The sequence below is a fragment of the Amycolatopsis sp. WGS_07 genome, from assembly GCF_045278895.1.
Classification (GTDB): domain Bacteria; phylum Actinomycetota; class Actinomycetes; order Mycobacteriales; family Pseudonocardiaceae; genus Amycolatopsis.
On sequence record NZ_CP136053.1, the window covers coordinates 6,641,988 to 6,663,836 of the forward strand.

Annotated in this window: 22 protein-coding genes; 9 read left to right on the plus strand and 13 right to left on the minus strand. The window is 70.7% G+C overall.

Going from position 1 to position 21,849, the window contains the following annotated elements; all coding sequences use genetic code 11:
• Positions 1-109 precede the first annotated feature (109 nt).
• From RPX00_RS31375 to RPX00_RS31395, 5 genes are read right to left on the minus strand one after another with little or no spacing between them, the layout of a single operon-like run.
• Entirely contained in the window at positions 110-3,049 is a 2,940-nt protein-coding gene (locus tag RPX00_RS31375) for an FAD-binding and (Fe-S)-binding domain-containing protein (RefSeq protein ID WP_406630792.1), read from the minus strand.
• On the minus strand, positions 3,046-4,158 hold the full coding sequence (locus RPX00_RS31380; RefSeq protein WP_406630794.1) for an enolase C-terminal domain-like protein: 1,113 nt from the start codon (positions 4,156-4,158) through the stop codon (positions 3,046-3,048). The genes RPX00_RS31375 and RPX00_RS31380 overlap by 4 nt, the downstream gene beginning before the upstream one ends.
• The gene (locus RPX00_RS31385) at positions 4,155-5,948 is read right to left on the minus strand and encodes a thiamine pyrophosphate-requiring protein (protein WP_406630796.1); all 1,794 of its coding nucleotides are present in this window, start codon (positions 5,946-5,948) and stop codon (positions 4,155-4,157) included. Before RPX00_RS31385 ends, RPX00_RS31380 begins: the two co-directional genes overlap by 4 nt.
• Positions 5,949-6,001: 53 nt before the next feature.
• Positions 6,002-7,783, minus strand: a complete 1,782-nt coding sequence (locus RPX00_RS31390; RefSeq protein WP_406630798.1) for a glycoside hydrolase family 15 protein — start codon at positions 7,781-7,783, stop codon at positions 6,002-6,004.
• Positions 7,784-7,831: 48 nt separating this feature from the next.
• Entirely contained in the window at positions 7,832-8,167 is a 336-nt protein-coding gene (locus RPX00_RS31395; RefSeq protein WP_406630800.1) for a plasmid stabilization protein, read from the minus strand.
• Positions 8,168-8,266: 99 nt separating this feature from the next.
• On the opposite strand from RPX00_RS31395, the gene RPX00_RS31400 reads away from it, so the two are divergent.
• Complete coding sequence (locus tag RPX00_RS31400) at positions 8,267-10,219, plus strand: aconitate hydratase (protein WP_406630802.1); 1,953 nt, start codon at positions 8,267-8,269, stop codon at positions 10,217-10,219.
• 293 nt (positions 10,220-10,512) lie between these two features.
• Here the strand turns inward: RPX00_RS31400 and RPX00_RS31405 are convergent, their stop codons facing one another.
• A complete protein-coding gene (locus RPX00_RS31405; protein ID WP_406630804.1) occupies positions 10,513-11,412 on the minus strand; it encodes a Ku protein in 900 nt (299 codons plus the stop codon).
• A 102-nt stretch (positions 11,413-11,514) separates the two neighbouring features.
• On the opposite strand from RPX00_RS31405, the gene RPX00_RS31410 reads away from it, so the two are divergent.
• Together RPX00_RS31410 and RPX00_RS31415 are read left to right on the plus strand one after the other, a co-directional pair.
• On the plus strand, positions 11,515-12,129 hold the full coding sequence (locus tag RPX00_RS31410; RefSeq protein WP_406630806.1) for a DUF47 domain-containing protein: 615 nt from the start codon (positions 11,515-11,517) through the stop codon (positions 12,127-12,129).
• Positions 12,130-13,125: an anion permease gene (locus RPX00_RS31415; RefSeq protein WP_406630808.1), complete on the plus strand. Its 996-nt coding sequence runs from the start codon at positions 12,130-12,132 to the stop codon at positions 13,123-13,125.
• Here RPX00_RS31415 and RPX00_RS31420 read toward each other — a convergent pair whose 3' ends face one another.
• From RPX00_RS31420 to RPX00_RS31430, 3 genes are read right to left on the minus strand one after another with little or no spacing between them, the layout of a single operon-like run.
• Complete coding sequence (locus RPX00_RS31420) at positions 13,126-13,755, minus strand: phosphoribosyltransferase (protein WP_406630810.1); 630 nt, start codon at positions 13,753-13,755, stop codon at positions 13,126-13,128. It lies immediately after the preceding gene.
• Positions 13,752-14,762, minus strand: coding sequence for an SDR family oxidoreductase (locus RPX00_RS31425; RefSeq protein ID WP_406630812.1), 1,011 nt, complete (start codon positions 14,760-14,762; stop codon positions 13,752-13,754). Before RPX00_RS31425 ends, RPX00_RS31420 begins: the two co-directional genes overlap by 4 nt.
• A complete protein-coding gene (locus tag RPX00_RS31430) occupies positions 14,747-14,926 on the minus strand; it encodes a hypothetical protein (RefSeq protein WP_406630814.1) in 180 nt (59 codons plus the stop codon). Before RPX00_RS31430 ends, RPX00_RS31425 begins: the two co-directional genes overlap by 16 nt.
• 276 nt (positions 14,927-15,202) lie before the next feature.
• Here RPX00_RS31430 and RPX00_RS31435 point away from each other — a divergent pair, with 276 nt between their 5' ends.
• Entirely contained in the window at positions 15,203-15,412 is a 210-nt protein-coding gene (locus RPX00_RS31435; protein WP_406630815.1) for a hypothetical protein, read from the plus strand.
• A 46-nt stretch (positions 15,413-15,458) separates the two neighbouring features.
• Here RPX00_RS31435 and RPX00_RS31440 read toward each other — a convergent pair whose 3' ends face one another.
• Positions 15,459-15,992 (minus strand): hypothetical protein, encoded by a 534-nt coding sequence (locus RPX00_RS31440; protein WP_406630817.1) that lies wholly within the window; start codon positions 15,990-15,992, stop codon positions 15,459-15,461.
• 407 nt (positions 15,993-16,399) lie between these two features.
• On the opposite strand from RPX00_RS31440, the gene RPX00_RS31445 reads away from it, so the two are divergent.
• Genes RPX00_RS31445 through RPX00_RS31460 form a run of 4 tightly spaced genes read left to right on the plus strand, consistent with a single transcriptional unit; the run spans position 16,400 to position 19,124 of the window.
• A complete protein-coding gene (locus RPX00_RS31445) occupies positions 16,400-16,639 on the plus strand; it encodes a hypothetical protein (protein ID WP_406630818.1) in 240 nt (79 codons plus the stop codon).
• On the plus strand, positions 16,632-18,245 hold the full coding sequence (locus tag RPX00_RS31450; protein WP_406630820.1) for a hypothetical protein: 1,614 nt from the start codon (positions 16,632-16,634) through the stop codon (positions 18,243-18,245). Before RPX00_RS31445 ends, RPX00_RS31450 begins: the two co-directional genes overlap by 8 nt.
• A 10-nt stretch (positions 18,246-18,255) precedes the next feature.
• Positions 18,256-18,489, plus strand: coding sequence for a hypothetical protein (locus RPX00_RS31455; RefSeq protein WP_378310890.1), 234 nt, complete (start codon positions 18,256-18,258; stop codon positions 18,487-18,489).
• Between the two features lie 59 nt (positions 18,490-18,548).
• Positions 18,549-19,124: a hypothetical protein gene (locus RPX00_RS31460; protein ID WP_406630823.1), complete on the plus strand. Its 576-nt coding sequence runs from the start codon at positions 18,549-18,551 to the stop codon at positions 19,122-19,124.
• Here RPX00_RS31460 and RPX00_RS31465 read toward each other — a convergent pair.
• Positions 19,105-19,566, minus strand: a complete 462-nt coding sequence (locus RPX00_RS31465; RefSeq protein WP_406630825.1) for a cupin domain-containing protein — start codon at positions 19,564-19,566, stop codon at positions 19,105-19,107. The genes RPX00_RS31460 and RPX00_RS31465 overlap by 20 nt on opposite strands.
• 65 nt (positions 19,567-19,631) lie before the next feature.
• Between RPX00_RS31465 and RPX00_RS31470 the strand changes: the two genes are divergently transcribed.
• Positions 19,632-20,183 (plus strand): TetR/AcrR family transcriptional regulator, encoded by a 552-nt coding sequence (locus tag RPX00_RS31470; RefSeq protein WP_406630827.1) that lies wholly within the window; start codon positions 19,632-19,634, stop codon positions 20,181-20,183.
• Here RPX00_RS31470 and RPX00_RS31475 read toward each other — a convergent pair.
• Positions 20,180-20,539 carry a hypothetical protein gene (locus RPX00_RS31475; protein WP_406630829.1) on the minus strand — a complete coding sequence of 120 codons (360 nt, stop codon included), beginning with the start codon at positions 20,537-20,539 and terminating at the stop codon, positions 20,180-20,182. The two genes, RPX00_RS31470 and RPX00_RS31475, sit on opposite strands and share 4 nt — an antisense overlap.
• Before the next feature lie 72 nt (positions 20,540-20,611).
• Positions 20,612-21,814, minus strand: coding sequence for an NAD(P)/FAD-dependent oxidoreductase (locus tag RPX00_RS31480; RefSeq protein ID WP_406630831.1), 1,203 nt, complete (start codon positions 21,812-21,814; stop codon positions 20,612-20,614).
• Positions 21,815-21,849 lie beyond the last annotated feature (35 nt).

A 21,849-nucleotide genomic window follows, 5' to 3' on the forward strand; every position in this document is an offset into this window, starting at 1 on the left:
GGTCAGTGTCTAGCTCAGCATTGCGTGCGGGTGGTAATGCCCCTGGGCGTGGCGTGCCCAAAGGGCGCTGCGGCTTATAGGCGGCGTTGGGCGGCGAGACGGTCCCCGGCTAGCCGAGCCCGGTGGCGAGCAGTTCGGCGAGGTGGATGCCCTCCCGGCCGCCGCTGTCGAGTTCGTGGAGCTGGGTGCGGCAGCTGAATCCGTCGGCGAGCACGGCCGTCCGCTGGTCGGCCTCGCGTACCCGGGGCAGCAGGACCCGTTCCGCGCAGGCGCGGCTGACTTCCAGGTGACCGCGCTCGAAGCCGAAGTTCCCGGCGAGCCCGCAGCATCCTGACGCGAGTCGTTCGACGTCCACTCCGGCCGCCTGCAAGAGTTTCCGGTCGGCGTCCCAGCCCAGCACGGCGTGCTGATGGCAATGGACCTGCGCGAGCGCGTGCCCGGGGACCTGCGGTGGCCGGTAGCCGGGCGAGTGCTGGGTCAGCAGTTCCGCGAGCGTCACGGTTTGGTCCCGCAGCCGCCGGACGTCCTGGTCGCCCGGGAACAACTCGGCCGCGTCGGAGCGGAAGACCGCGGTGCAGCTGGGTTCCAGGACGAGCACCAAGCCGCCCTCGCGCAGGTGCGGGGCCAGGGTGCGGACGGTGCGGGTCAGCACCCGCTTCGCGATTCCCAGCTGGCCGGTGGAAATCCAGGTCAGGCCGCAGCACGTCGACGGTTCGGGCAGCGTCACCCGCCAGCCCGCGTCCTCCAGTACCCGGACTGCGTCGACCGCGACGTGCGGGTGGAAATAGGCAGTGAAGGTGTCTGGCCAGAGCATTACGGTGCCGCGTGCGCCGGTGCCGGTGGGGTGGTGCCGGGCGAACCACTGGGGCAGCGTTTTCGGGGCGAAGCGGGGGATTTCGCGGTCCTCGACCCCGGCGGCGCGGGTGGCGAGCCGGGTTTTGCCCAGCAGGTTCACCAGCCGGGCGGTGCGGGTTTTCCCGACGAGGCGGGCGAAGAGCGGCAGCCAGCCCATGCTGAAGTCCGAGCGCGGGCGCTTCCAGGGGCGGCCCGCGTAGTGGTGCGCCAGGAATTCGGCCTTGTAGGTGGCCATGTCCACGTCGGCCGGGCAGTCGGATTTGCAGCCCTTGCAGGAAAGGCACAGGTCGAGCGCGTCGCGGACCGCGGTGGAGCGCCAGCCGTCGGCGATCGGGCCGTCGCGGTGTCCGTTCAGCATTTCGAACAGCAGCCGGGCCCGGCCGCGCGTGGAGTGTTCTTCCTCGCCGGTGACCTGGTAGGACGGGCACATCACGTCGCCGCTGTCCGAAGTGGACTGGCGGCAGCGGCCGACGCCGACGCAGCGGTTGGCGGCCTGGGAGAACGAGCCGCCGTCGTGCGGGAAGCGGAAGTGCAGGCGGCGCGGTTCGGCGGGGGACCACGAACCGCCGAGGCGCAGGTTCTCGTCCAGCGAGCACGGTGCGACGACCTTGCCGGGGTTCATCCGGTCCGCCGGGTCGAAGATCGCCTTGAGCTGGCCGAACGCGGTGACCAGGGTGTCGCCGAACATGCGCGGCAGCAGTTCGCCGCGGCTCTGGCCGTCGCCGTGCTCGCCGGAGAACGAGCCGCCGAACTCCGCGACGAGGTCGGCGGCTCGTTCCATGAACCGGCGGTAGGCCGCGACGCCGGACGCGGTGTAGAGGTCGAACGGGATCCGCGTGTGCACGCAGCCCTGTCCGAAGTGGCCGTACAGGCTCGGCCCGGTTTCGCTGGCGTAGCCGAATTCGGCGTACAGCGCGTCCAGCCGCCGGAGGTAGTCGCCCAGCCGCGCGGGCGGGACGGCGGAGTCTTCCCAGCCCTCGAAGGTGTCCGCCTCGCCGGGGACGTGCGCGGTCGCGCCGAGCCCGGCTTCGCGGACCTGCCAGAGTTCGGCCTCGCGAGCCGGATCGTCGAGGAACGCGACCTCGGCGCCCTCGACGGAGTCCAGCAATCCGCGCGCCTGGTCGTCGGCCTCCTCCCGGGTTTGCCCGCCGAACTGGACCATCAGGAACGCCCGCCCGCGCGGAAGCTTCTCGCGGGCTTTTTCGTTGAGGTGCTTGAGCCGTTCGTCGTAGAGCAGCCGGTGGTCGACGCCTTCGAGGGCGATCGGTTCGTGCGGCAAGATGTCCGGCACCGCGTCGGCGGCGGTCGCGATGTCCGGGTAGCCGAGCACGACCAGCGCGCGCTCCGGCAGCACCGGCACCAGCTTGAGTTCCGCGCGCAGGACGGTGACCAGCGTCGATTCGCTGCCGACGAGCAGACCAGCGACGTCGAAGCCGTGTTCGGGCAGCAGTGAGTCGAGGTTGTAGCCGGACACCCGGCGCGGGATGTCCGGGAAGCGGCGGCGGATCTCGCCGGCGTACTCGTCGCGCAGCCGGCGCAGCTGCCGGTAGACCGCGGCGCGACGGTCGCCGTGATGCTCGATCTCGGCGTACTCGGCGTCGCTGGTTTTTCTGCACCAGAACCGGGTTCCGTCGGCGAGCAGCACTTCCAGGGCCACGACGTTGTCCACCACCTTGCCGGTGCGCTGGGCAGTCGCGCCGCAGGAGTTGTTGCCGATCATGCCGCCGAGCGTGCAGTTCATGTGCGTGGCGGGTTCGGGGCCGAACCGCAGTCCGGTGCCGGCGAGCTGCCGGTTGAGGTCGTCCAGCACGATTCCTGGCTGCACGACGCACGTGCGACGCTCGGTGTCCACGGATTCCAGCTCGGCGCAGTACTTGGACCAATCGAGCACGACGGCGGTGTTGGTGCACTGCCCGGCGAGGCTCGTCCCGCCGCCGCGCGAGAGCACCGGCGCACCGAATTCCCTTGCCACGGCAAGTGCTTCGACGGCGTCGTCAGGGGAACGCGGCACGACGACGCCGAGCGGAACCTGGCGGAAATTGGACGCGTCGGTCGAGTAGGCGGCGCGGCTGCCGTCGTCGAAGCGGACCTCGCCCTGGACCCGGTCGCGCAGGGCGGCGGCGAGGGCTTCGAGGTCGATTTCGGCGGGTTCGGGGAGGCGGGCGATGGGGTTGGGGAGTTCGGCGGTGCTCATCGGCTCTCCTTGACCGCGTACTCGGCGGCCGCGTCGGTGTGCAGCCGCAGCCCGTGCCCGGCGGTGGTCATCGACGGAGCGACCCGGCCGCCGTGGGGGTCGAGGCCGCCGTAGAACAGCTCCCGTTCGATCCGATCGTGGTCGGCGAACCATTCGAGATGCCGGAAGTTCGGGGTCGCCGCGGCCGCGTGCGCGGACAGATTCGGGGCGCAGTGCGCGGAAACCTCGCGGTTCGCGGCGGCGGCCAGCGCGGCGGCCCGGCGCCATTCGGTGTAGCCGCCGCATCGCGTCACGTCGATCTGGAGGCAGTCGACGGAGGGCAGCATCCGGGCGAAATACGGCAGGTCGTAGCCGTACTCGCCGGCCGCGATGTCCGGGCCGTCCGGGCTGCGCAGCTGCGCCAAACCGGGGAGATCGTCGCTGGACACCGGCTCCTCGAACCAGGTCACGCCGAACTCCCGCAGCGGCCCGGCGATCCGGCGGGCGCGGCCGACCGAGTAGCCGCCGTTCGCGTCGACGTACAGCGCCGCGTCGTCCCCGATCGTCTCCCGGGCGAGCCGGACCCGGCCGATGTCGCGGGCGACCGCGTTTCCCCAGGACTCGCCGATCTTGATCTTCACCCGCGGAATGCGCTGCTCGCGGACCCAGCCGTCGAGCTGCGCGGCCAGCTCGTCGTCGTCCTGCGAGGTGAGGCCGCCGCTGGCGTAGACGTCGACCTCGTCGTGCACGCGGCCGAGCAGGCGGCTCAGCGGGACGTCGAGCAGCCGGGCGGCGGCATCCCAGATCGCGATGTCCACAGCGGACAGTGCACAAGAGACCAAACCGGCGCGGCCGAGGTTCCGGATCGCCTGCTGCATCGCGGTCCAGCACGCGGGCGGGTCGAGGACCGGCCGTCCCACGACCGCGGCGGCGAGTCTGCCTTCGATCAGCGGGGCGCACGAGAAATCGGCGTACGTCCAGCCGAGCCCGTCCGCGTCGCCGGCGCGCACCCTGGCCACGACGAGCGTGGTGGAGTCCCAGGCGAGCGTGCCGTCGGCCTCCGGCGAAGGGGTCGGCACCCGGTAGGCGCGCGCGTCGATCCGTTCGATGCGCGGGGCGGCGACGGTCACCGCGACCGTCCGGGCAGGAACTCCTGCAGCTTCGTCTTCGCGCCCTGGAACATCAGGTGGAACGCTTCCGGATCGCCCTTGAGCACCGATTCGGTGACCGACTTCATCTGCTCGAACGTCGCGTGCGGCGGAATCGGCGGGACCTCGGCGTCGCAGCGCACGTCCAGCACCGCCGGCCGGTCCGCGGCGAACGCGGACTGCCAGGCCGAGCGGAGGTCGCCCGGTTCCTCGACGTTGATCCCCTCGAGGCCGATGCTGCGCGCGAACCCGGCGTAGTCGACGTCCGGCAGCGACTGCGATTCCTCGAACTTCGGCGCGCCGCCCATCGCGCGCAGCTCCCAGGTGACCTGGTTGAGGTCATTGTTGTGGAACACGCAGACGATGCACCGCGGATCGGTCCACAGCCCTTGGTAGCGGGCGATGGTGATCAGCTCGGCGAGGCCGTTCATCTGCATCGCGCCGTCGCCGACCAGCGCGATCGCCGGCCGGTCGGGATGGGCGAACTTCGCGCCGATCGCGTAGGGCACGCCGGGGCCCATCGTCGCGAGCGTGCCGGACAGTGTGGCGCGGATGCCGTCGCGGATCCGGAGGTTGCGCGCGTACCAGTTGGTCGACGAGCCGGAATCGGCGGTCACCATCGCGTTGCCCGGGATCTGCCGGGACAGCTCGTGCACGATCCGCATCGGGTTGACCGGTTTCGCGTCGACCGCCGCCTGCTGGTCCATGGTCTCCCACCAGTCGGCGACGTTCTTCTCGATTTTCTCGCGCCACGAACGGTTTTCCGTCCGGTGCAGCTTCGGCAGCAGCGCGCGCAGGGTCGCCGCGGCGTCGCCGACCAGGTTGACCTCGGTGGGGTAGCGCATGCCGATGAACCGGCCGTCGAGGTCGATCTGGACCGCGCGGGCCTGGCCGTACTCCGGCAGGAACTGGCTGTAGGGGAAGTTGGAGCCGACGATCAGCAGGGTGTCGCAGTCGCGCATCATCTCGTAGCTCGGCCGGGTGCCGAGCAGTCCGATCGCGCCGGTCACGTAGGGCAGGTCGTCGGCGAGAACGTCCTTGCCCAGCAAGGCTTTCGCCACTCCGGCCCCGGTGCGGTCGGCGACCTCGCGCACCTCCTCGGCCGCGCCGCGGGCGCCCTGCCCGACGAGGATGGCGACCTTCTCCCCGGCGTTGAGCACGTCGGCCGCTTCGCCGAGGGCGGGTTCGGGCGGCACCGGATTCGGCCACGCGGTCCCCGGCGGGCTCGACGGCATCTGCTTGAACGCGTGCCGCGGCGGTTCGTACTCCTCTTCCTGCAGGTCCGCCGGGATGATCAGCGCGGTCGGCGTGCGGGACGCCTGCGCGACCCGGAACGCGCGGTCGAGCGCGTTGGGCAGCTGCTCGGCGACATTCACCTCGATGCAGTACTCGTTCGCGACGTCCCGGTACAGCGTCTGGAGTTCGACCTCCTGCTGGTAGCTGCCGCCCATCGCGGTGCGCGCGGTCTGCCCGACGATCGCGACGACCGGGACGTGGTCGAGTTTCGCGTCGTAAAGCCCGTTCAGCAGGTGGATCGCGCCAGGCCCGGACGTCGCCATGCACACGCCGACGGCCCCGCTGAACTTCGCGTAGCCGACCGCGGAGAAGGCGGCCATCTCCTCGTGCCGGGCCTGCACGAACCGCGGCTGGTTGTCCGCCTTGCCGAAGGACGCGACGAGACCGTTGATCCCGTCCCCGGGGTAGGCGAAGACCTGCTCGACGCCCCAGTCGCGCAGCCGTGAAAGCAGGTAATCGCCGACGGTCTCGGTCATGACAAGTCCTCCCGTGCGTTGAGTTCTCCCCGGCTACCCGGGCCTGCCGGGCGTTACACGTCGTCGCGCAGCCCTTGCCGGGCGCCAGTGGCGTTGGTGGCGGTTTCCGCGCCGTCGAGGCGGCGCGCGGTGTTGACGAGCCCCACCATGCTGAAGGCCTGCGGCATGTTCCCGAGCTGCCGTCCGGCGGCGACGTCGTACTCCTCGCTCAGCAGCCCGACGTCGTTGCGCACGGCCAGCATCCGCTCGAAAACCTCGACGGCTTCGGCGGTCCGGCCGGTGCCGTGCAGGGCGTCGGCGAGCCAGAAGCTGCACGGTAGGAAGGCACCTTCGCCCGACCCGGTGTCGTAGCGCCGGACGAATCCGTCCCGAGACAGCTCTTTCCGCACCGCGTCGACGGTTCCGCGCACGCGGGAGTCGCTCCAGGGCAGGAAACCGACGCGCGGAATGAGCAGCAAGGCCGCGTCGAGGGCGCGAGATCCGTAGAACTGGGTGAACGTGTTGCGCTCCGGGTCGTAACCCTCGCGGCAGACCTCCGCGTGAATGCGGTCGCGCAGCGCGCGCCAGCGGTCGACCGGTCCGTCGAGCCGGTGGCGTTCGACTGTCCGCACGGCGCGGTCGACACCCGCCCACGCCATCACCTTCGAGTGCACGAAGTGCCGTGGCTCGCCGCGGACTTCCCAGAGGCTCCGGTCGGGTTCTTCCCAATGGCCTTCGAGGAAATCGAGCAGTCCGCGCTGCAGGTCCCACGCCGGATGCGTCACCGGCAGCCCGGCCTCGCGCACGAGGTGGAGGCCGTCGAGCGCTTCGCCCCACACGTCGAGCTGGAGCTGGCCCGCGGCGGCATTGCCGATCCGCACCGGGGCCGAACCGGCGTAGCCGGCCAGCCAGTCCAGAGTGGACTCGGGCACCCTGCGGGCTCCGTCGAGTCCATAAAGGACCTGGAGTTCGGCCGGATCCCCGGCGGCGGCCCGGACCAGCCATTCCCGCCACGCGCGTGCCTCGCCGGGATAGCCGGTGCCGACGAGCGCCTGCAGGGTGAAGGTGGCGTCGCGCAGCCAGCAGTAGCGGTAGTCCCAGTTGCGTTCGCCGCCGAGCTGTTCGGGCAGCGACGTCGTCGGCGCGGCGAGAATGCCGCCGGTCGGTTCGTAGGTCAGCGCTTTCAAGGTGATCAGCGCACGGCGCACGGCGGCGGGCCACCGGCCGTCGTACTGGCAGCGGCCGATCCAGTCCGTCCAGAAGCGTTCGGTGTGCGCCAGCGCCTTCTCGGCGTCCGGCGGATCGGGACGGTTCCGGTAGGACGCGTGATAGGTCAGCACGAACGGCACCCGCTCGCCCTCGGCGACGGTGAACTCGGCGACGCCCTCGACCGGCACCGGGACCGGCGTCGTCAGCCGGATCGCGTCCGGCCCCGCGACCGCGTCGAACCGGCCGCCGACGTGCCGGACCCACGGCCGGACCGAGCCGTAGTCGAAGCGCGGCCGCAGACTCGTCCGCATCGGGACCTGGCCGCGAAGCCCTTCGACGATCCGGACCACGTCCGCGGCACCGTCGCGCGGCGGCAGGAAATCGAGCACGCGCACGGCACCGTCGGCGGTCTCCCATTCGGTCGCCAGGATCAGGGAATCGCCGAGGTAGCCGCGGCGCGTCGCCGGTCCGCCGCCCTTCGGCGCGAGCTGCCAGCTGCCCGCGCTTTCGTCGTGCAGAAGCGCGGCGAAGCACGCGGGGGAGTCGAACCGCGGCAGGCACAGCCAGTCGATCGAGCCTTCCCGCGACACCAGCGCGGCGGTGTGCAGGTCGCCGAGCAGGGCGTAGTCCTCGATCGGGCGGCTCATCACCGTTTCACCGGCAGCAGCCATGGCCGGGTGCGGGCGGCGGAGCCGTCAGGCCCGGCCGAGCGCCTTCGCCAGCTCCTTCTTCGTCATCGTGGACCGGCCGTGGATGTTGCGCTGCCGGGCTTCGTTGTAGAGCTGGTCGCGCGTCGGGCCGCCGGGGCCGAGCCGTTTGCCCGACCGGTGCCCGCCGCGTTCCTGCGGCGATTTGTCCCGTACCGAGGTCCGGCTCGCGCGGTCCGATTCGCCCGACTGCGCCCGGTTCTTGTTCACCGTGCGCGCGGCGATCTCCTTCGCGCGCTTCTTGCTCGCGCCGCGCTCCTCCTGGGACTCTTCGATGTGCTGGTACTGCCGTTCGCGCTTCGAATTCCAAGCCTGCTGCGGCATCCCCGTCTCCTTTCCGCCGTTCTTGATCCCCGGATTGCCCCGACCGCGGAGCCGGAAACATCGCGGTTCGGCGCGCCGGAAACGGGTACCCGGCCGCGCGTGGGACGCGAACAGACTCTCGCCGGGCGGCTGCTGGCCGAGCACCTGGTCGCCGGGCGGCTCGAACCGGGGACCGAGATCGGCCTGCGGGCCGACCAGACGCTGACGCAGGACGCCACCGGCACGCTCGTGATGCAGGAGCTGGAGGCGCTCGGACTGGACCGCGCGCGGACCGAGCTGAGCGTCCAGTACGTCGACCACAACCTGCTGCAGGCGGACGAGAAGAACGCCGAGGACCACGCCTATCTGCGCTCGGCCTGCCGCCGGTTCGGCCTGTGGTTCTCCAAGGCGGGCAACGGCGTTTCGCATCCGACGCACATGGAGCGTTTCGGCGCGCCCGGCAAGAGCCTCGCCGGGTCCGATTCGCACACCTGCGCGGCCGGGGCGCTGGGCATGCTCGCGGTCGGCGTCGGCGGCCTCGAAGTGGCGCTCGCCATCGCCGGGGAGCCGCTCTACCTGCGGATGCCGGAGATCTGGGGCGTCCGGCTGGAGGGCGAGCTGCCGCCGTGGGTGTCGGCGAAGGACGTCGTGCTGGAGATGCTGCGCCGGCACGGGGTGAGCGGCGGGCGGCACCGGATCGTCGAGTACCACGGCCCGGGGCTGGCCTGCCTGAGCGCGATGGACCGGCACGTGATCGCGAACATGGGCGCCGAGCTGGGCGCGACCGCGACGGTGTTCCCCGCCGACGAAGCCGTCCGCGCGTTCCTGCGGGCGGAGGGACGCGAACACGACTTCCGCGACCTGCGCGCCGGACGCGACGCGGTCTACGACGTCGAGGACGAGATCGATCTGTCCACTGTGGAGCCACTGGTCGCGAAACCGTCGTCGCCGGGCAACGTGGTGCCGGTGCGCGAGGTTTCGGGCACGCCGGTGGCGCAGGTCGTGATCGGTTCGTCGGCGAACCCCGGGTTCCGGGACTTCGCCGTCGCCGCCGCGACCGTCCGGGGCAGGCAGACGGCCGATTCGGTCAGCTTCGACGTCAACCCGACCTCGCGGCAGATCCTCGTGGAACTGGCCCGCAGCGGCCATCTCACCGACCTCGTCGCCGCCGGTGCCCGGGTGCACCAGGCGGGCTGCCTCGGCTGCATCGGGATGGGCCAGGCGCCCGCGCCGGGCACGAACTCGCTGCGCACGTTCCCGCGGAACTTCCCCGGCCGGTCCGGCGCCGAGGACGACGCGGTCTGGCTGTGCTCGCCGGAGACCGCGGCCGTGTCGGCGCTGACCGGCGTGCTGACCGACCCGCGCGACTACGCCACCGCCCACCACCTGGCGCATCCGCGCGTCTTCGCCCCGGCCCGGTCGGCCGCTGACCCGCGCGTGTTCGCCGCACCGCTGCCCGAGGAGGAGGCCGTGCGGGAGGAGCTGGTGAAGGGCCCGAACGTGGCCGGCCTGCCGGACTTCGATCCGCTGCCGGACGAGATCGAGGGACCGGTCCTGCTCAAGGCCGGGGACGACGTGTCGACCGACGAGATCTCGCCGGCGGGCGCACGCGCGCTGCCGTACCGGTCGAACATCCCGAAACTGGCCGAGTTCACGTTCACCCGGATCGACGAGGACTACCCGAAGCGCGCGGCGGACAGCCCGGCGCATTTCGTGGTGGCGGGGGAGAACTACGGCCAGGGCTCCTCGCGCGAGCACGCCGCGATCACCGCCCGGTATCTCGGTCTGCGGGTGGTGCTGGCCCGGTCGTTCGCCCGGATCCACTGGCAGAACCTGGTCAACTTCGGCGTGCTGCCGCTGGAATTCGCCGACCCGGGGGACAGCGAGAAGGTCCGGCGCGACGACGTGCTGTCGGTGTCCGGGCTGCACCGGCTGGCGGAGACGGCGGAGTTCGTCGTCCGGAACCAGAGCCGGGACGAGGAGTACCGGGCCCGGCATCAGCTGTCGCCACGTCAGGTGGACGTGCTGCTGGCCGGTGGGCGGATTCCGCAGCTGGCGCGGGCGTTGCACTAAGCGGTTCCCGGGAGTGCTGGCGGTTCGGCTCTTCCGCGGAGGTCCGTGAAGGACTCCTTGAGGGAATCTGCCTGCCGACTGTCCATACGGGACGTCAGCTCGGCCGAAATGACCGATTGATATCCGTCTGACCGTATTTGCGGGTCCGTGAGGGACTCCCTGAGGGAATCAGATTCCCTCAAGGGGTCCCTCACAGACCCGCCAACCTCGCTCCCGCTGGCCGGTTTAAAGTCCCTGGCACGGGATGATTCCCTCAAGGAGTCCTTCACGGACCGTCCCGCACACTAAGCCGCTCAAGAGGCCTTCAGCGCAGCCTCCAGATCGGCACGCGACATCTTCGAACGGCCCTTCACATCCCGTTCCTTCGCCAGTTTCTGCAGGTCCGCCTTGGACAGCTCGGATAGATCCGGGGTACGCGGCCGCCGGTTGCCGCGGACGCTCTTGGCCAGCGCCTCCATGAGGTCGACCACCTTCGTCGGCTGCTCCGGCTCGGCGGCGGGCGTGACGGTGTTCCCGGCCTTCTTGGCCTCGATCAGCTCGTCCACCCGCTCGCGGTAGGTGTCGTGGAAGTCCTCCGGCCGCCACGGTTCGGTCATCGCGTCGATCAGCTTCACCGCCAGGTCCAGTTCCTTCTTGTTGGTCTTGGCCTTGGCGGGCAGCTGCGGCACGTCGTCCGCGGTGCGCACCTCGGCGGCGTAATGCAGCGTGTTGAGCACGATCACCCCGTCACCCGCACGGGCGAGCGCGAGGTGTTCGCGGCCGTGGAAGACGAACTTCGCGACCGCTGCCTTGTCCCGGCTGGACAGTGCGTCGAGCAGCAGCACGTACGGCCGCTGGGCTTCCTCGTTGGTGGGGGCGAGCCAGTAGGCGCGGTCGAAGTACACCGGGTCCACCTCGGCGAGGTCGACGAAGCTCTCCACCTCGAGCGACCTCGACCGGCCCGGTGCGATCTCGTCCAGTTCCTCCTGCTCGACCAGCACGTACTCGTCGTCGCCGACCTCGCGGCCGCGGACGATGTCGTCGTAGCGCACCTCGTCGCCGGTCCGCTCGTTCACCCGCCGGTAGCGGATGCGGTCCCGCGTGCCGCGCTGGAACTGCGTGAAGTGCACCGCGTGGTCCTCGACCGCTTTGTACAGCCGCACCGGGACGTTGACCAGCCCGAACGACAGCGCACCCTGCCAGACCGGACGCATCTGCCCCTCCTTCCGTCCTGATTGCCCGCTGGGTACCCCGTGCGGGCGCCCGGCACACGGCGGCCGTGTAAGCGCGGGGGATTCGGGGTAAGTGATCTTCCGATGCGCCTGAAACCCCAGGGAAGCAAGTTCTTCCAGCTGCTCGCGGACGCCGCCGCGAACCTCGTGACCGCCACCGCGCTGCTGCGGGACCTCACCGCGGCCGCGCCGCCGGACCGCGCGGCCGTCGCGGCCCGGCTGCATGAGGTCGAGCACGCCGGCGACGACCTGACGCACACCATCATGGTCGAGCTGAACAGCACGTTCGTCACGCCGTTCGACCGCGAGGACATCCAGGCGCTGGCCGCGCGGATCGACGACGTCCTGGACTTCCTGGACACTGCCGCCGACCTCGCCGTGCTGTACCGGCTCGAGCAGTTCCCGCCAGGCACCGACGCGATGCTGCGCGTGCTGTGCCGCGCCGCGGAGCTGACCGCGGAATCGATGCCGGGGCTGGCGAAAGTCAGCGATCTGGAGCCGTACTGGATCGAGATCAACGCCTTGGAGAACGAGGCGGACCACACCTACCGCCGCATGCTCGCCGACCTCTTCCAGCCGGGCGCGGACGCGCTAGAGGTGCTCAAGGCGAAGGAGGTCGTCGAACAGTTCGAACTGGCCGCCGACGGATTCGAGCACGTCGCGGACGTGGTGCAGACGATCGCGGTCAAGGAATCCTGAGTGGACGGCACCGCCGCGCTGGTCGCCGTCGTGGTGCTGACGGTCTTTTTCGACTACACCAACGGTTTCCACGACGCAGCCAACGCGATCGCCAGCGCGGTTTCGACGCGGGCGCTCCGGCTGCGCGCCGCGCTCGTGCTGGCCGCGGTGATGAACCTGGCCGGAGCCCTGCTGTCGACCGGCATCGCCGCGACGGTCGCGAAAGGCATCATCGACGTCCCGGCCGGCCCCGGCGCGCTGACCGTGGTGCTCGCCGCGCTGGTCGGCGCGATCGCCTGGAACCTGGTGACCTGGTATTTCGGGCTGCCGTCCTCGTCGTCGCATTCGCTGATCGGCGGCATGGTCGGCGCGGCGCTGGCCGCGGCGAGCACGGTGCACTGGGCGGGCATCGCGGAGAAGGTGCTGATCCCGATGGTCGCGTCGCCGCTGCTCGGGCTCGTGCTCGGCTACCTGGCGATGGTGGCGGCGCTGTGGCTGCTGCGCCGGCGGAATCCGCACCGCAGCGGCCGGGTGTTCCGGCGGCTGCAGATCGTGTCGGCCTCGGCGCTCGCGCTCGGCCATGGCCTGCAGGACGCGCAGAAGGGGATGGGAATCATCGTCCTGGCGCTGATCGCGGCGGGCAAACAGGACACGTTTTCGGTGCCGCTGTGGGTGACTCTCGTGTGCGCCGGGGCGCTGTCGCTCGGCACCTGCTCGGGCGGCCTGCGGATCATGCGGACGCTCGGCCGTCGCGTGTTCCCGCTCGATCCGCCGCACGGTTTTGTCGCGGAATCGGTCGGAGCGTCGGTGCTGTACCTGACGGCTTTCGCCGTGAAGGCCCCGATTTCGACCACGCATGTCATCACCGCCGCGGTCATGGGAGTGGGGGCGACGCGGCGGCTTTCTGCGGTGCGGTGGGGAATCGCGCGGGACATCGTCTTGGGCTGGGTGCTCACTTTTCCTGCTGCGGCGGCGGTTTCCGCGCTGGCGTTCTGGATTCTGTCGGCGTTCGGCTGATCACTGGGGCACCAGGGCGAGGACTTCCTCGTCGGTGGTAGGGCTGAAGTCCGAGTAGAACTCGCCGACTGCGCGGAACTCGGTCGGCTCGCGGAGGCAGACCACTTCGTCGGCCTCGCGGGCGAGCTTGTCCAACGCGGGCGGCGCGTCGACTGGAGCGGCGAAGACCAGCCGCAGCGGCGCGTGCGACCGAAGCGACCGCAGCGCGGCGATCGCCGTCCCGCCGGTGGCGACGCCGTCGTCGACCACCACGACGTCGTGGCCGGCCGGCGAGTGCGGGACCCGGTTGCCCAGATAGCGGTGGACCTGGTCGCGGGCCTCGGTGCGGGCGGCTTCGACCTGGCGGGTGACGTCGTCGGTCGTCAGCCCGAGCGCGTGGAGCCCGGCGCGGTCGAAGAACGGCGGCCCGTCCGCCGCGACGGCGCCGAGGCCGAGTTCCGGCTGTCCCGGTGCGCCGATCTTGCGGGCGACCAGGAGTTCCAGCGGCGCGTCCAGTTCACGGGCGACGGGGGCGGCGACCGGCAGACCGCCGCGGGCGAGCCCGAAGACGACCGGGTCGGCCCAGTCCCGGCAGGCCAGTTCGGCGGCGAGCCGGGCACCCGCGTCGGCACGGTTCCGGAACGGCTTCATCGGCGGCCCTTCGCGCGGCGCACCAGCTGCCCGGCGGCGAGAACGGCTACGGCCAGCCCGGCAGCCGCCGCACCGTGGTGACGGCTCAGCATCGGCTGGACGTCTCGCGCTTTCGCCAGCCGGTCGAATTCCCCGTGTGCGCCATAGTCGAACCCGCTCGGGCCGTCCGCCGGTTCCCACAGGTTCGCGGGCTGGCGCGGCGGACGCGGACGACCGGTCTGCTGTGCGCCGAAGCCGGTGCGGGCGAGGTATCGGTCGAGCAGCCCGGGTGCGACGGCGTTGGCCAGCAGAGTCGCGACGGTGCTCGTGCCGACCCAGTATTCGCGGCGGCGCGGGTGATCGGCGGCGTGCAGCACGGCGCGGGCGGCGAGTTCGGGCTGGTAGATCGGCGGCACCGGCTGCGCGTGTTCGGGCAGCCGGGACAGCAGCCAGGTGAACTGCGGCGTGTTGACCGCGGGCAGTTGCACCATCGTCGTGCGGATTCCGCTGTGCTCGTGGAGAAGTTCGCAGCGAAGCGCTTCGGTGAAGCCCTGTACAGCGTGTTTGGCCCCGCAGTAGGCGCTCTGCAACGGGATCCCGCGATACGCGAGCGCCGAACCGACCTGGACGATCGTGCCCTGGTCCCGTGTCCGCATGCGGTGGAGCGCGGCCATCGTCCCGTGCACGAAACCGAGATACGTGACCTCGGTGGCCCGGCGGTACTCCTCGGGTTCGATGTCGGCGAACCGGGCGAACACCGAGCTGAACGCGACATTGACCCAGACATCGATCGGCCCGAGTTCCGCTTCGGCACGGCGCGCGGCGGTGTCGACCTGCTCGAAATCGGCCACGTCCGTCGGCTGCTCCAACGGGGTGCCGCCAGCGTTCCGCACGTCGTCCGCCGCTGCGGCGAGCCCCTTCTCGCCACGGGCAAGCAAGGCGACCTTCGCGCCGCGGCCCCCGTAAGCGCGCGCGACGGCCCGGCCCACTCCGGCGCTGGCCCCGGTCACGACTACGACGGGCGGCATGGAAATCCTTTCCCCGGACCGGGAGTCCGGCGGGTCGGCGGGCGCAGGCATTCCTGGCGCGCGACGTGCCCGCACAGCGCGACCGCGCCCAGCACGAAGCCGAGCAGCGCGAGCGGCACCTCCGGCGGAAAGACGATTCCGCAGACCACGAGGCCCGCCGCCACTGCCGTGAGGGCCCAGCACGCCGCCCGCCACGTCCGGCGCAGCGGCCACGCCGACTGGCCAGAAGGCGCGCCGCACCCACTGGGCGTCCGTGGCGAGAAGCCCTCGTTCCATTGCCCGCAGGCGGGGATCCGTGGCCATGGCCTGCTCCCTTCCGCCCTGTTCCCCCGCGTACCCGCTCCCGGCCGGGCCAAACCGGCGCCGGGAAAGCGTCCGGTTTGCCCGGGAAAGCGCGGGGTAACCCGGCGGGCGACCGCACTCGCCGGAAGGAGCACGAGATGAGCAGGCTGCTGATCGACCCGGAAAGCGCGACTGTCCCCTGTGGACAGTGCGGACGCGAAGCGGTGCACGTGGGCAGGCTGGTCCAGGAGGACGGGACGCCGGTCAGCCACGCGGTGGTGTGCACGGTCTGCCGCGCGCATCGCCCGGGGCCCGGGCTGGGGGAGACCCGGCGGCCCCGGCTGGCGGTGGTTTCCCGGCCGGAGTGAGCCGGAGCGCTCCCGGACCGGCTCGGTCCGGCCCGGGAGCTTTCCGCTAGTCGATCCCGAGCACGGACTCCGCGGTGGTCCAGTTGTCGAGCATGGCGTGCTGCGCGTCGGCGAGGGTGGCCTTGCCCGCGCAGACGGCCTTCTTCACCGCGTTCTCGACGGAATCCTTGCTGTAGGAGTTCTGGTCGCCGTCGTGCGGTTCGGGCCAGAGGTTCTTCGGGTCCTTCGGCGCGCCGCCCAGTTCCAGCGGCAGGAAGTGGTCCTCCTCGTAGGAGCTGAGCGAGGTGTCGGAGTAGCCGTAGTCGATGATGCCCTGCTTCTTGAGCTTGTTCGTGTAGCTCGTCGGCGGGCGGATGGTGGCGGTCCAGCCGGGGGTGCAGATCGTGTCGTCGATGGTGTCCTGGGTGACGTCCGGGTTGGTGGCGCCGGGCGTGCAGGCGGGGTCGGGCAGCGGAAGGTAGGACTGCGAGCATTTGGCTGCAAGTGACTGCGGGGCGCTGGCGTGCGCGGCGGGCGCGAGAACGATCAGCGAACCGGCCAAAATGGCGGCGGGCGCGGCGAAACGGGCAAGTCGGGACATGGAAATCTCCTCCTCGGGCACGGTCGCGTCAGCGTCTTCCGAGAACGGGGAATCGCACTACCTACCTTCGAAGGAAGGCGTGAAGAATTAACCGGGCGTGCACCTTTCCGAGGGCGGTTCAGGACATTGACCGGCAATCGGAGAAATGCGGCCGAGCTGGGTAAACCCGGGTGAAACGCCTGATCCGGCAAGATCCGGTCGTCCTGGGCGGCTGCCGGAAACGTTCTTCCTGGTCGGTTTTTATGCGCCTTCCGCGCGAGCCGGCGAGAAAATACTGCAATCGATTTCCGCTGGGCCGTTCGGCTGAAGGTGCGACCGCGCCGGTATCCGTTCCCGGCTCCGGTGCGACCTTTTTCGTGAACGCTGCCGGAATTGATCTTTTCGGGCGGAATTCCCGGAGGTGCGCGATGGTCGAGCGGGAAGGGCCGGGCGGCGGCGAGGGAGCCGAAAGCGGCCCGGCGGGAGAAAACGCGCCCGCCGAGCCGGAGGCGGGGTACGAGATTCCGATCGGGATGCCGGTTCCGGCCGCGGAAATGGAGCGGCTGAAGGCGGCCGCCGAGCGGCACCGCGATCGGGAGGAGGCCGACGCCCCGGCACGGGCCGGCGACGCGGCCGAGGAGGAAGAGGGTGAGCACCGTGATGCCTGAAGCACCAGTGCCGGAAGGGCAAGCCGGCGGAACCGCCGGCGGCGTGTCGCGGGAAATGGCGGATCTGACGGTCGGCGAACTGCTGGCCGAACCGCCGTCGCCGGTCCGGTCGCCGTTGTTCGCGCAACGGTTTCCGGTGCCGGTCGAGGAGTACGACCAGCTGAAGACCGGCGCGCGGGAGCACGCCGCGGAGGCGCTGGCCGCCGAGGACGCGCTCGATGCGCAGCTCGACGAGGAAACGGCGGCGGAGGCGCCGGAGGAGAATCCGCCGGAGGACGAGATCGCCGAAGGACTGGCCCCGGCGGCGTCGGCGAGTTTCGAGGGGATTTCCCAGACCGCGTTCCGGCCGCCGGACTGCACGGTCGCGGTCGGCCCGAGGCACGTGCTCGCCGCGGTCAACGTGGACCTGGTCGGCTACGACAAGACCGGGCTGCAGCAGTTCCGCTGGGCGAATTTCACCGCGATGTTCAACCCGGTGCTGCCGGCCGGCGCGCAGCTGTTCGACCCGAAACTGGCCTACGACCACTACAGCGGCCGGTGGATCGTCTGCATCGCCGCCCGGCGCGCGAACCCGCAGGGCTCGTGGATCCTGCTCGGCGTCTCGCAGACCGGCGACCCGGCCGGCGGCTACTGGATCTGGAGCACCGACGCGTCGGCGAACGGGGCCACCGCCACCGGCAACTGGTCGGACTACCCGATGCTGGGCTTCGACACCCAGGCGATTTACGTCTCCACCAACCAATTCGCCTTCGGCGGCGGGTTCGCCCACGCGAAACTGCGCATCTTCAACAAGGCCGAGCTGTACGGCGGCGGTGTCGGCGCGGCGCACACGATTCGCTGGTGGGACTTCTGGGGCCTGAAGAACCCGGACGGAAGCGCGGCGTTCTCCGTGCAGCCGTGCTGCCATTTCCAGGGCGTGGGCGGGAATCCGCGCGCTTACCTGGTGAACTCGCTGTTCCCGTCCGGCTCGAAACTCACCCTCTGGACCCTGTCGAACCCGCTGGCCCTGTGGTCCGGCGGCGCGCCGTCGTTAGCCTCGGCCGCGGTGGCCTGCCGCAGCTACAGCCTGCCGCCCGGCGCGGTGCAAAAAGACGGCGGCGCAACCCGGATCGCCACGAACGACACCCGGCTGCTCAACGCGGTCTTCCAGTCGGCGGGCCGCACCCAGCGCGTGTGGACGACGCACACGTCCGCGTACAGCTGGCGAGGCGACACCGAGGCGCGCTCGGTGGTGCAGTGGTACGAGATCGACGTGCCCAGCCGCACGGTCACGCAGCAAGGCGCTTTCGGCGCGCCCGGCAGGCACTATTTCTTCCCGGTCATCCAAACCGACATTTCCCGCAACGCCCACGTGGCGTTCGGCCGGTCCGCGTCCGACGAGTACGGGCACTTCCGCCAGACCGGCCGCCTCGCCACCGACGCGCCGGGCACGCTGCAGGGCAGCGCGTCGGTGATCGCCGGCCAGAGCGCTTACACCGGCGGCCGATGGGGCGACTATTTCGGCGTCGGCCGCGACCCGTCCGATTCGCGGACCGTCTGGAGCTACGGCGAATACGCGGGCGCGGGCAACACCTGGCGGACCCGGCTCAACGCGGCGAAGTACTGAGGAGGTCGTCATGAACACCGCACAAAAGCTTCGCATCGCGGCGGAGGCCGTGCTCGCTGTGCTCAGCGCTGTCGCCTTGGTGCTGACGCTGACTGTCCCGGACTGGATCGAACGCACCACCGGCGCTTCCCCGGACGGCGGAGGCGGGGAAGCGGAGTGGCTGCTGACGGCGGTCGCTTGCGTGGCGACGGTGCTGTTCACCGGACTGGCCGCATGGGAGTGGCGGCGGTTGCGGACAGCGTGATCGGTTGGCGGGCATCGGTTTCCGGCTGGTGCCCGCTGTTCCGTCCTAAGCTGGGCCGGGTGAGCAACTTTGAGCCGCCCTCACTGGTTCGCCGGTCCGAAGCGCCGATGTACGTGGTGGAAAACCTGCGCGACACGGCGGGACCCGGTTCGCGGGACACCATCGGCGGGAGGCCGATCCTGCCCGCGGGCGAGGACTGGCCGGAGTGCTGCTGCGGCGCGCGGATGGTGCTCTTCTTCCAGTGGGAAACCCCGATGGTCCGGGGCCATCCCAGCCCGTTCTGGCGGATCATGCTGCACCGCGACCCGACCGGTCCGGCCGACGCGGAGGAACCGCATCTTCTCGGCTGCGAGCTGGTGCTCCGTCCGGAGTACGAAACGGTGACCATGTGGCTGGACGAGACGCGTGCCCGGTACGCCACCGACGACGAGATGTTCGCCGCCGAGGGCGTCGGCCGGAACCAGTTCAAGGTCGGCGGACTGCCGTGCTGGCTTCAGGATCCGGTGGCCCGCCAGTGCGCGTGCGGTGCCGAGATGGTGTTCCTGTGCGGGCTTCCGGAGGACATCGGTTTCCCGACCAGCGGCGGTCTGGCCGGTGCTGCAGCACTGACCGGCGTCAGTTTTCCTCGTACGTGATCGCATACCGCGCCGCCACCGGGTTGATCTTCACCGGATCCACCGCACCGTCCGTCAGCACCGCGGGACCGGCCTCGAACAGATCCTCCAGATAGTGCTCCCAGCCGCCCGGCGACGAGATCTGCAGCAGCCGCGGCGCGGGATCCGACACCGCCCGCAGCGCGTGCGGAACCCCGTGCGGCAGCAGCACGAACATCCCCTTCGTCGCGACGTGGGACTCGTCGGCGAAGTCGATGCCGAGTTCGCCGTCGAGGACGTAGATGCATTCGTCGGCCTCGTGGTGGACGTGGCGCGGGATATCGCGGGCCAGCGTCACTTCCAGCAGGGAGAACCGGCTCTCGGTGTCGCCGGTCATCGCCTTCACCGCGAAAGCGGGCGGCAGCGGCACCCGGCCCGGGCGCGCCTCGCCGGGCTGGAGCAGCAGGAAGCGGTCCTTGGTCATGGGGTATCCTCGCAAACGTATCGGAAGCGGAGTCCGTTTCCAGATTAACCAGAGGAGGGCATCGGTTGTCAACGGAGCGCAAACCGAGGGCGGACGCGGAACGCAACCGGACGCGGGTGCTGGAGGCCGCCCGCACGCTGCTGGCCGGCGACGAGGACGTCCAGCTGCCGGAGATCGCCCGCGCGGCCGGGGTCGGCGTCGGCACGGTGTACCGGAACTTCCCGGACCGGCAGGCGCTGGTGGAAGCGCTGGCGGAACAGCGGTTCGCCGAGATCGCCGAGTACGCGCGGAAGCGGTGCCTCGACGGGAAATCCGGGGTGAAGCGCTACCTGCGCCACGTCGGCGAGGTGCTGTCCGGCGACCGGGCCCTGTCGTCCGCGATCGAGACAGCACGGGGTTCGGCGGGGAGCGAACCCCGCGGTGCCGCCCTGGCTGAGCTGGAAACCGTGGTGGCACAGGCGATCGCGGCGGACCAGAAAGCGGGCGTGCTCCGCGCGGACTGCACGGTGGGCGACGTGTACCTGCTGGTGGGCTGCCTGTCGTCAGTGGTCCGCACGAAAAGCGGCGACTGGCGGCGGTTTGTGGAATTGGCGATGGAGGGGTTGCTGCCGCGCTAAGCGGTGCCGTACCGCTCCAGCACCGAAGTGAGGTCGTCGCTGTCGTGCATCGCGATCAGCACGGCGGCCATCTTCGCCACGCCGGGTTCGCGGACGATGAGGTCGCGGGAAACGGGAAAATAGCGGCCGTCGGCGTATTCGCCGGTGCGTTCCCAGCGGCGCATCAGGCGGTCGACCTCGTCGAGGGTGAACATCGTCGCGCCCCAGCGGGCGCTGTCCGGGTACTGGACCCGGAAGTCGACGTTGGCCACCTCGTCCGGATCCTCCTCGCCGACCAGGAAGAACGCGTCGAACGCCGAGGTCCGGACGACGTAGTACGGCTCGTCCCAGCCGCGGGAGAGGATTTCGGTCGCCACGGCGAACGAGCTTAGCGGGACCGGAGCGCGAGCCGTTCCGCCGAACAGACCGCAACGGCTCGCGCGGTCGGGTCAGGCGAGGTCCTCCAGCGGGACCTCCGTGTCGCCCAGCCGCTCCGGGTCCACCGTCTTTCCGGAACGGATCAGCGCCTTGATCGGGTCCGTGACATCCCAGACGTTGACGTTCATCCCCGCCAGCACGCGGTTGTCCTTCAGCCAGAAGGCGATGAACTCCCGGCCGGGCACATCGCCGCGGAAGACGACCCGGTCGTGGCCTTCGATGGTCCCCAGGTATTCCATGCCGAGGTCGTACTGGTCGGTGAAGAAGTACGGCAGCTCGTCGTACTCCTCCTCCTTGCCGAGCATCCCGGCCGCGGCCACGGCGGGCTGGTTGAGCGCGTTCGCCCAGTGTTCGACGCGCACGTGCTTGCCCAGGAACGGGTGGTAGGCGTTCGCGACGTCGCCCGCGGCGAAGATGTCCGGGTCGCTCGTGCGCAGGCTCGCGTCGGTCACCACGCCGTTGTCGACGCGGAGGCCGGCCGCTTCGGCCAGTTCGACGTTCGGCTTCGCGCCGATTCCGGCCAGGACGGCGTCCGCCTCCAGGACGCTGCCGTCGCTCAGGCGGACGCGCTTGGCCTGCCCGCCGTTGCTGATGTGCTCGACCTGGACGCCGAGCCGCAGGTCGACGCCGTGCGCGCGGTGCAGGTCGGCGAACACCGGGGCGACGTCGGGGCCGAGCGCGGTGATCAGCGGGAGTTCGAGCGCCTCGACGACGGTGACCTCCACCCCGGCCTGGCGCGCGGCGGCGGTGGCTTCGAGGCCGATCCATCCGCCGCCGACGACCACCAGCTTGGCCGCGGCGCCGAACAGCTCCTTGAGCCGGTCGGAGTCCTCGATCCGGCGCAGGTAGTGGATCCCCGCGGCGTCCGGCAGCGTGCGCGGGCTCGCGCCGGTGGCCAGCAGGAGCTTGTCGTACCCGAGGCTGGTGCCGTCGTCGAGCGTCACCTGGTGCTCGTCCCGCGCGATCGCGGTGGCTCGCACGCCCTGGCGCAGGTCCACGCGCTTTTCGGCGTACCACGCGGCGTCGTGCACCTGGAAGCTCTCGGCCTCGGCGTTGCCCGCGAGGTAGTCCTTCGACAGCGGCGGACGCTCGTAGGGCAGGTGCCGCTCGTCGCCGACGAGGGTGATCGTGCCCTCGAACCCCTTGTCGCGCAACGCTTCCGCGGCCTTGGCTCCGGCCAGCCCGGCGCCGATGATGACGAACGACGAGGTCACGGGTGAACTCCTTCGATGCGGGGACGAGGGGAGTA

What these genes read in the sequence shown, in the direction of transcription:
- RPX00_RS31375 (WP_406630792.1), bottom strand. Translation starts at nt 3,049, where the DNA reads ATGAGCACCGCCGAACTCCCCAACCCCATCGCCCGCCTCCCCGAACCC.
- RPX00_RS31385 (WP_406630796.1), bottom strand. Translation starts at nt 5,948, where the DNA reads ATGACCGAGACCGTCGGCGATTACCTGCTTTCACGGCTGCGCGACTGG.
- RPX00_RS31390 (WP_406630798.1), bottom strand. Translation starts at nt 7,783, where the DNA reads ATGAGCCGCCCGATCGAGGACTACGCCCTGCTCGGCGACCTGCACACC.
- RPX00_RS31395 (WP_406630800.1), bottom strand. Translation starts at nt 8,167, where the DNA reads ATGCCGCAGCAGGCTTGGAATTCGAAGCGCGAACGGCAGTACCAGCAC.
- RPX00_RS31405 (WP_406630804.1), bottom strand. Translation starts at nt 11,412, where the DNA reads ATGCGTCCGGTCTGGCAGGGTGCGCTGTCGTTCGGGCTGGTCAACGTC.
- RPX00_RS31410 (WP_406630806.1), top strand. Translation starts at nt 11,515, where the DNA reads ATGCGCCTGAAACCCCAGGGAAGCAAGTTCTTCCAGCTGCTCGCGGAC.
- RPX00_RS31420 (WP_406630810.1), bottom strand. Translation starts at nt 13,755, where the DNA reads ATGAAGCCGTTCCGGAACCGTGCCGACGCGGGTGCCCGGCTCGCCGCC.
- RPX00_RS31425 (WP_406630812.1), bottom strand. Translation starts at nt 14,762, where the DNA reads ATGCCGCCCGTCGTAGTCGTGACCGGGGCCAGCGCCGGAGTGGGCCGG.
- RPX00_RS31435 (WP_406630815.1), top strand. Translation starts at nt 15,203, where the DNA reads ATGAGCAGGCTGCTGATCGACCCGGAAAGCGCGACTGTCCCCTGTGGA.
- RPX00_RS31440 (WP_406630817.1), bottom strand. Translation starts at nt 15,992, where the DNA reads ATGTCCCGACTTGCCCGTTTCGCCGCGCCCGCCGCCATTTTGGCCGGT.
- RPX00_RS31445 (WP_406630818.1), top strand. Translation starts at nt 16,400, where the DNA reads ATGGTCGAGCGGGAAGGGCCGGGCGGCGGCGAGGGAGCCGAAAGCGGC.
- RPX00_RS31450 (WP_406630820.1), top strand. Translation starts at nt 16,632, where the DNA reads ATGCCTGAAGCACCAGTGCCGGAAGGGCAAGCCGGCGGAACCGCCGGC.
- RPX00_RS31455 (WP_378310890.1), top strand. Translation starts at nt 18,256, where the DNA reads ATGAACACCGCACAAAAGCTTCGCATCGCGGCGGAGGCCGTGCTCGCT.
- RPX00_RS31465 (WP_406630825.1), bottom strand. Translation starts at nt 19,566, where the DNA reads ATGACCAAGGACCGCTTCCTGCTGCTCCAGCCCGGCGAGGCGCGCCCG.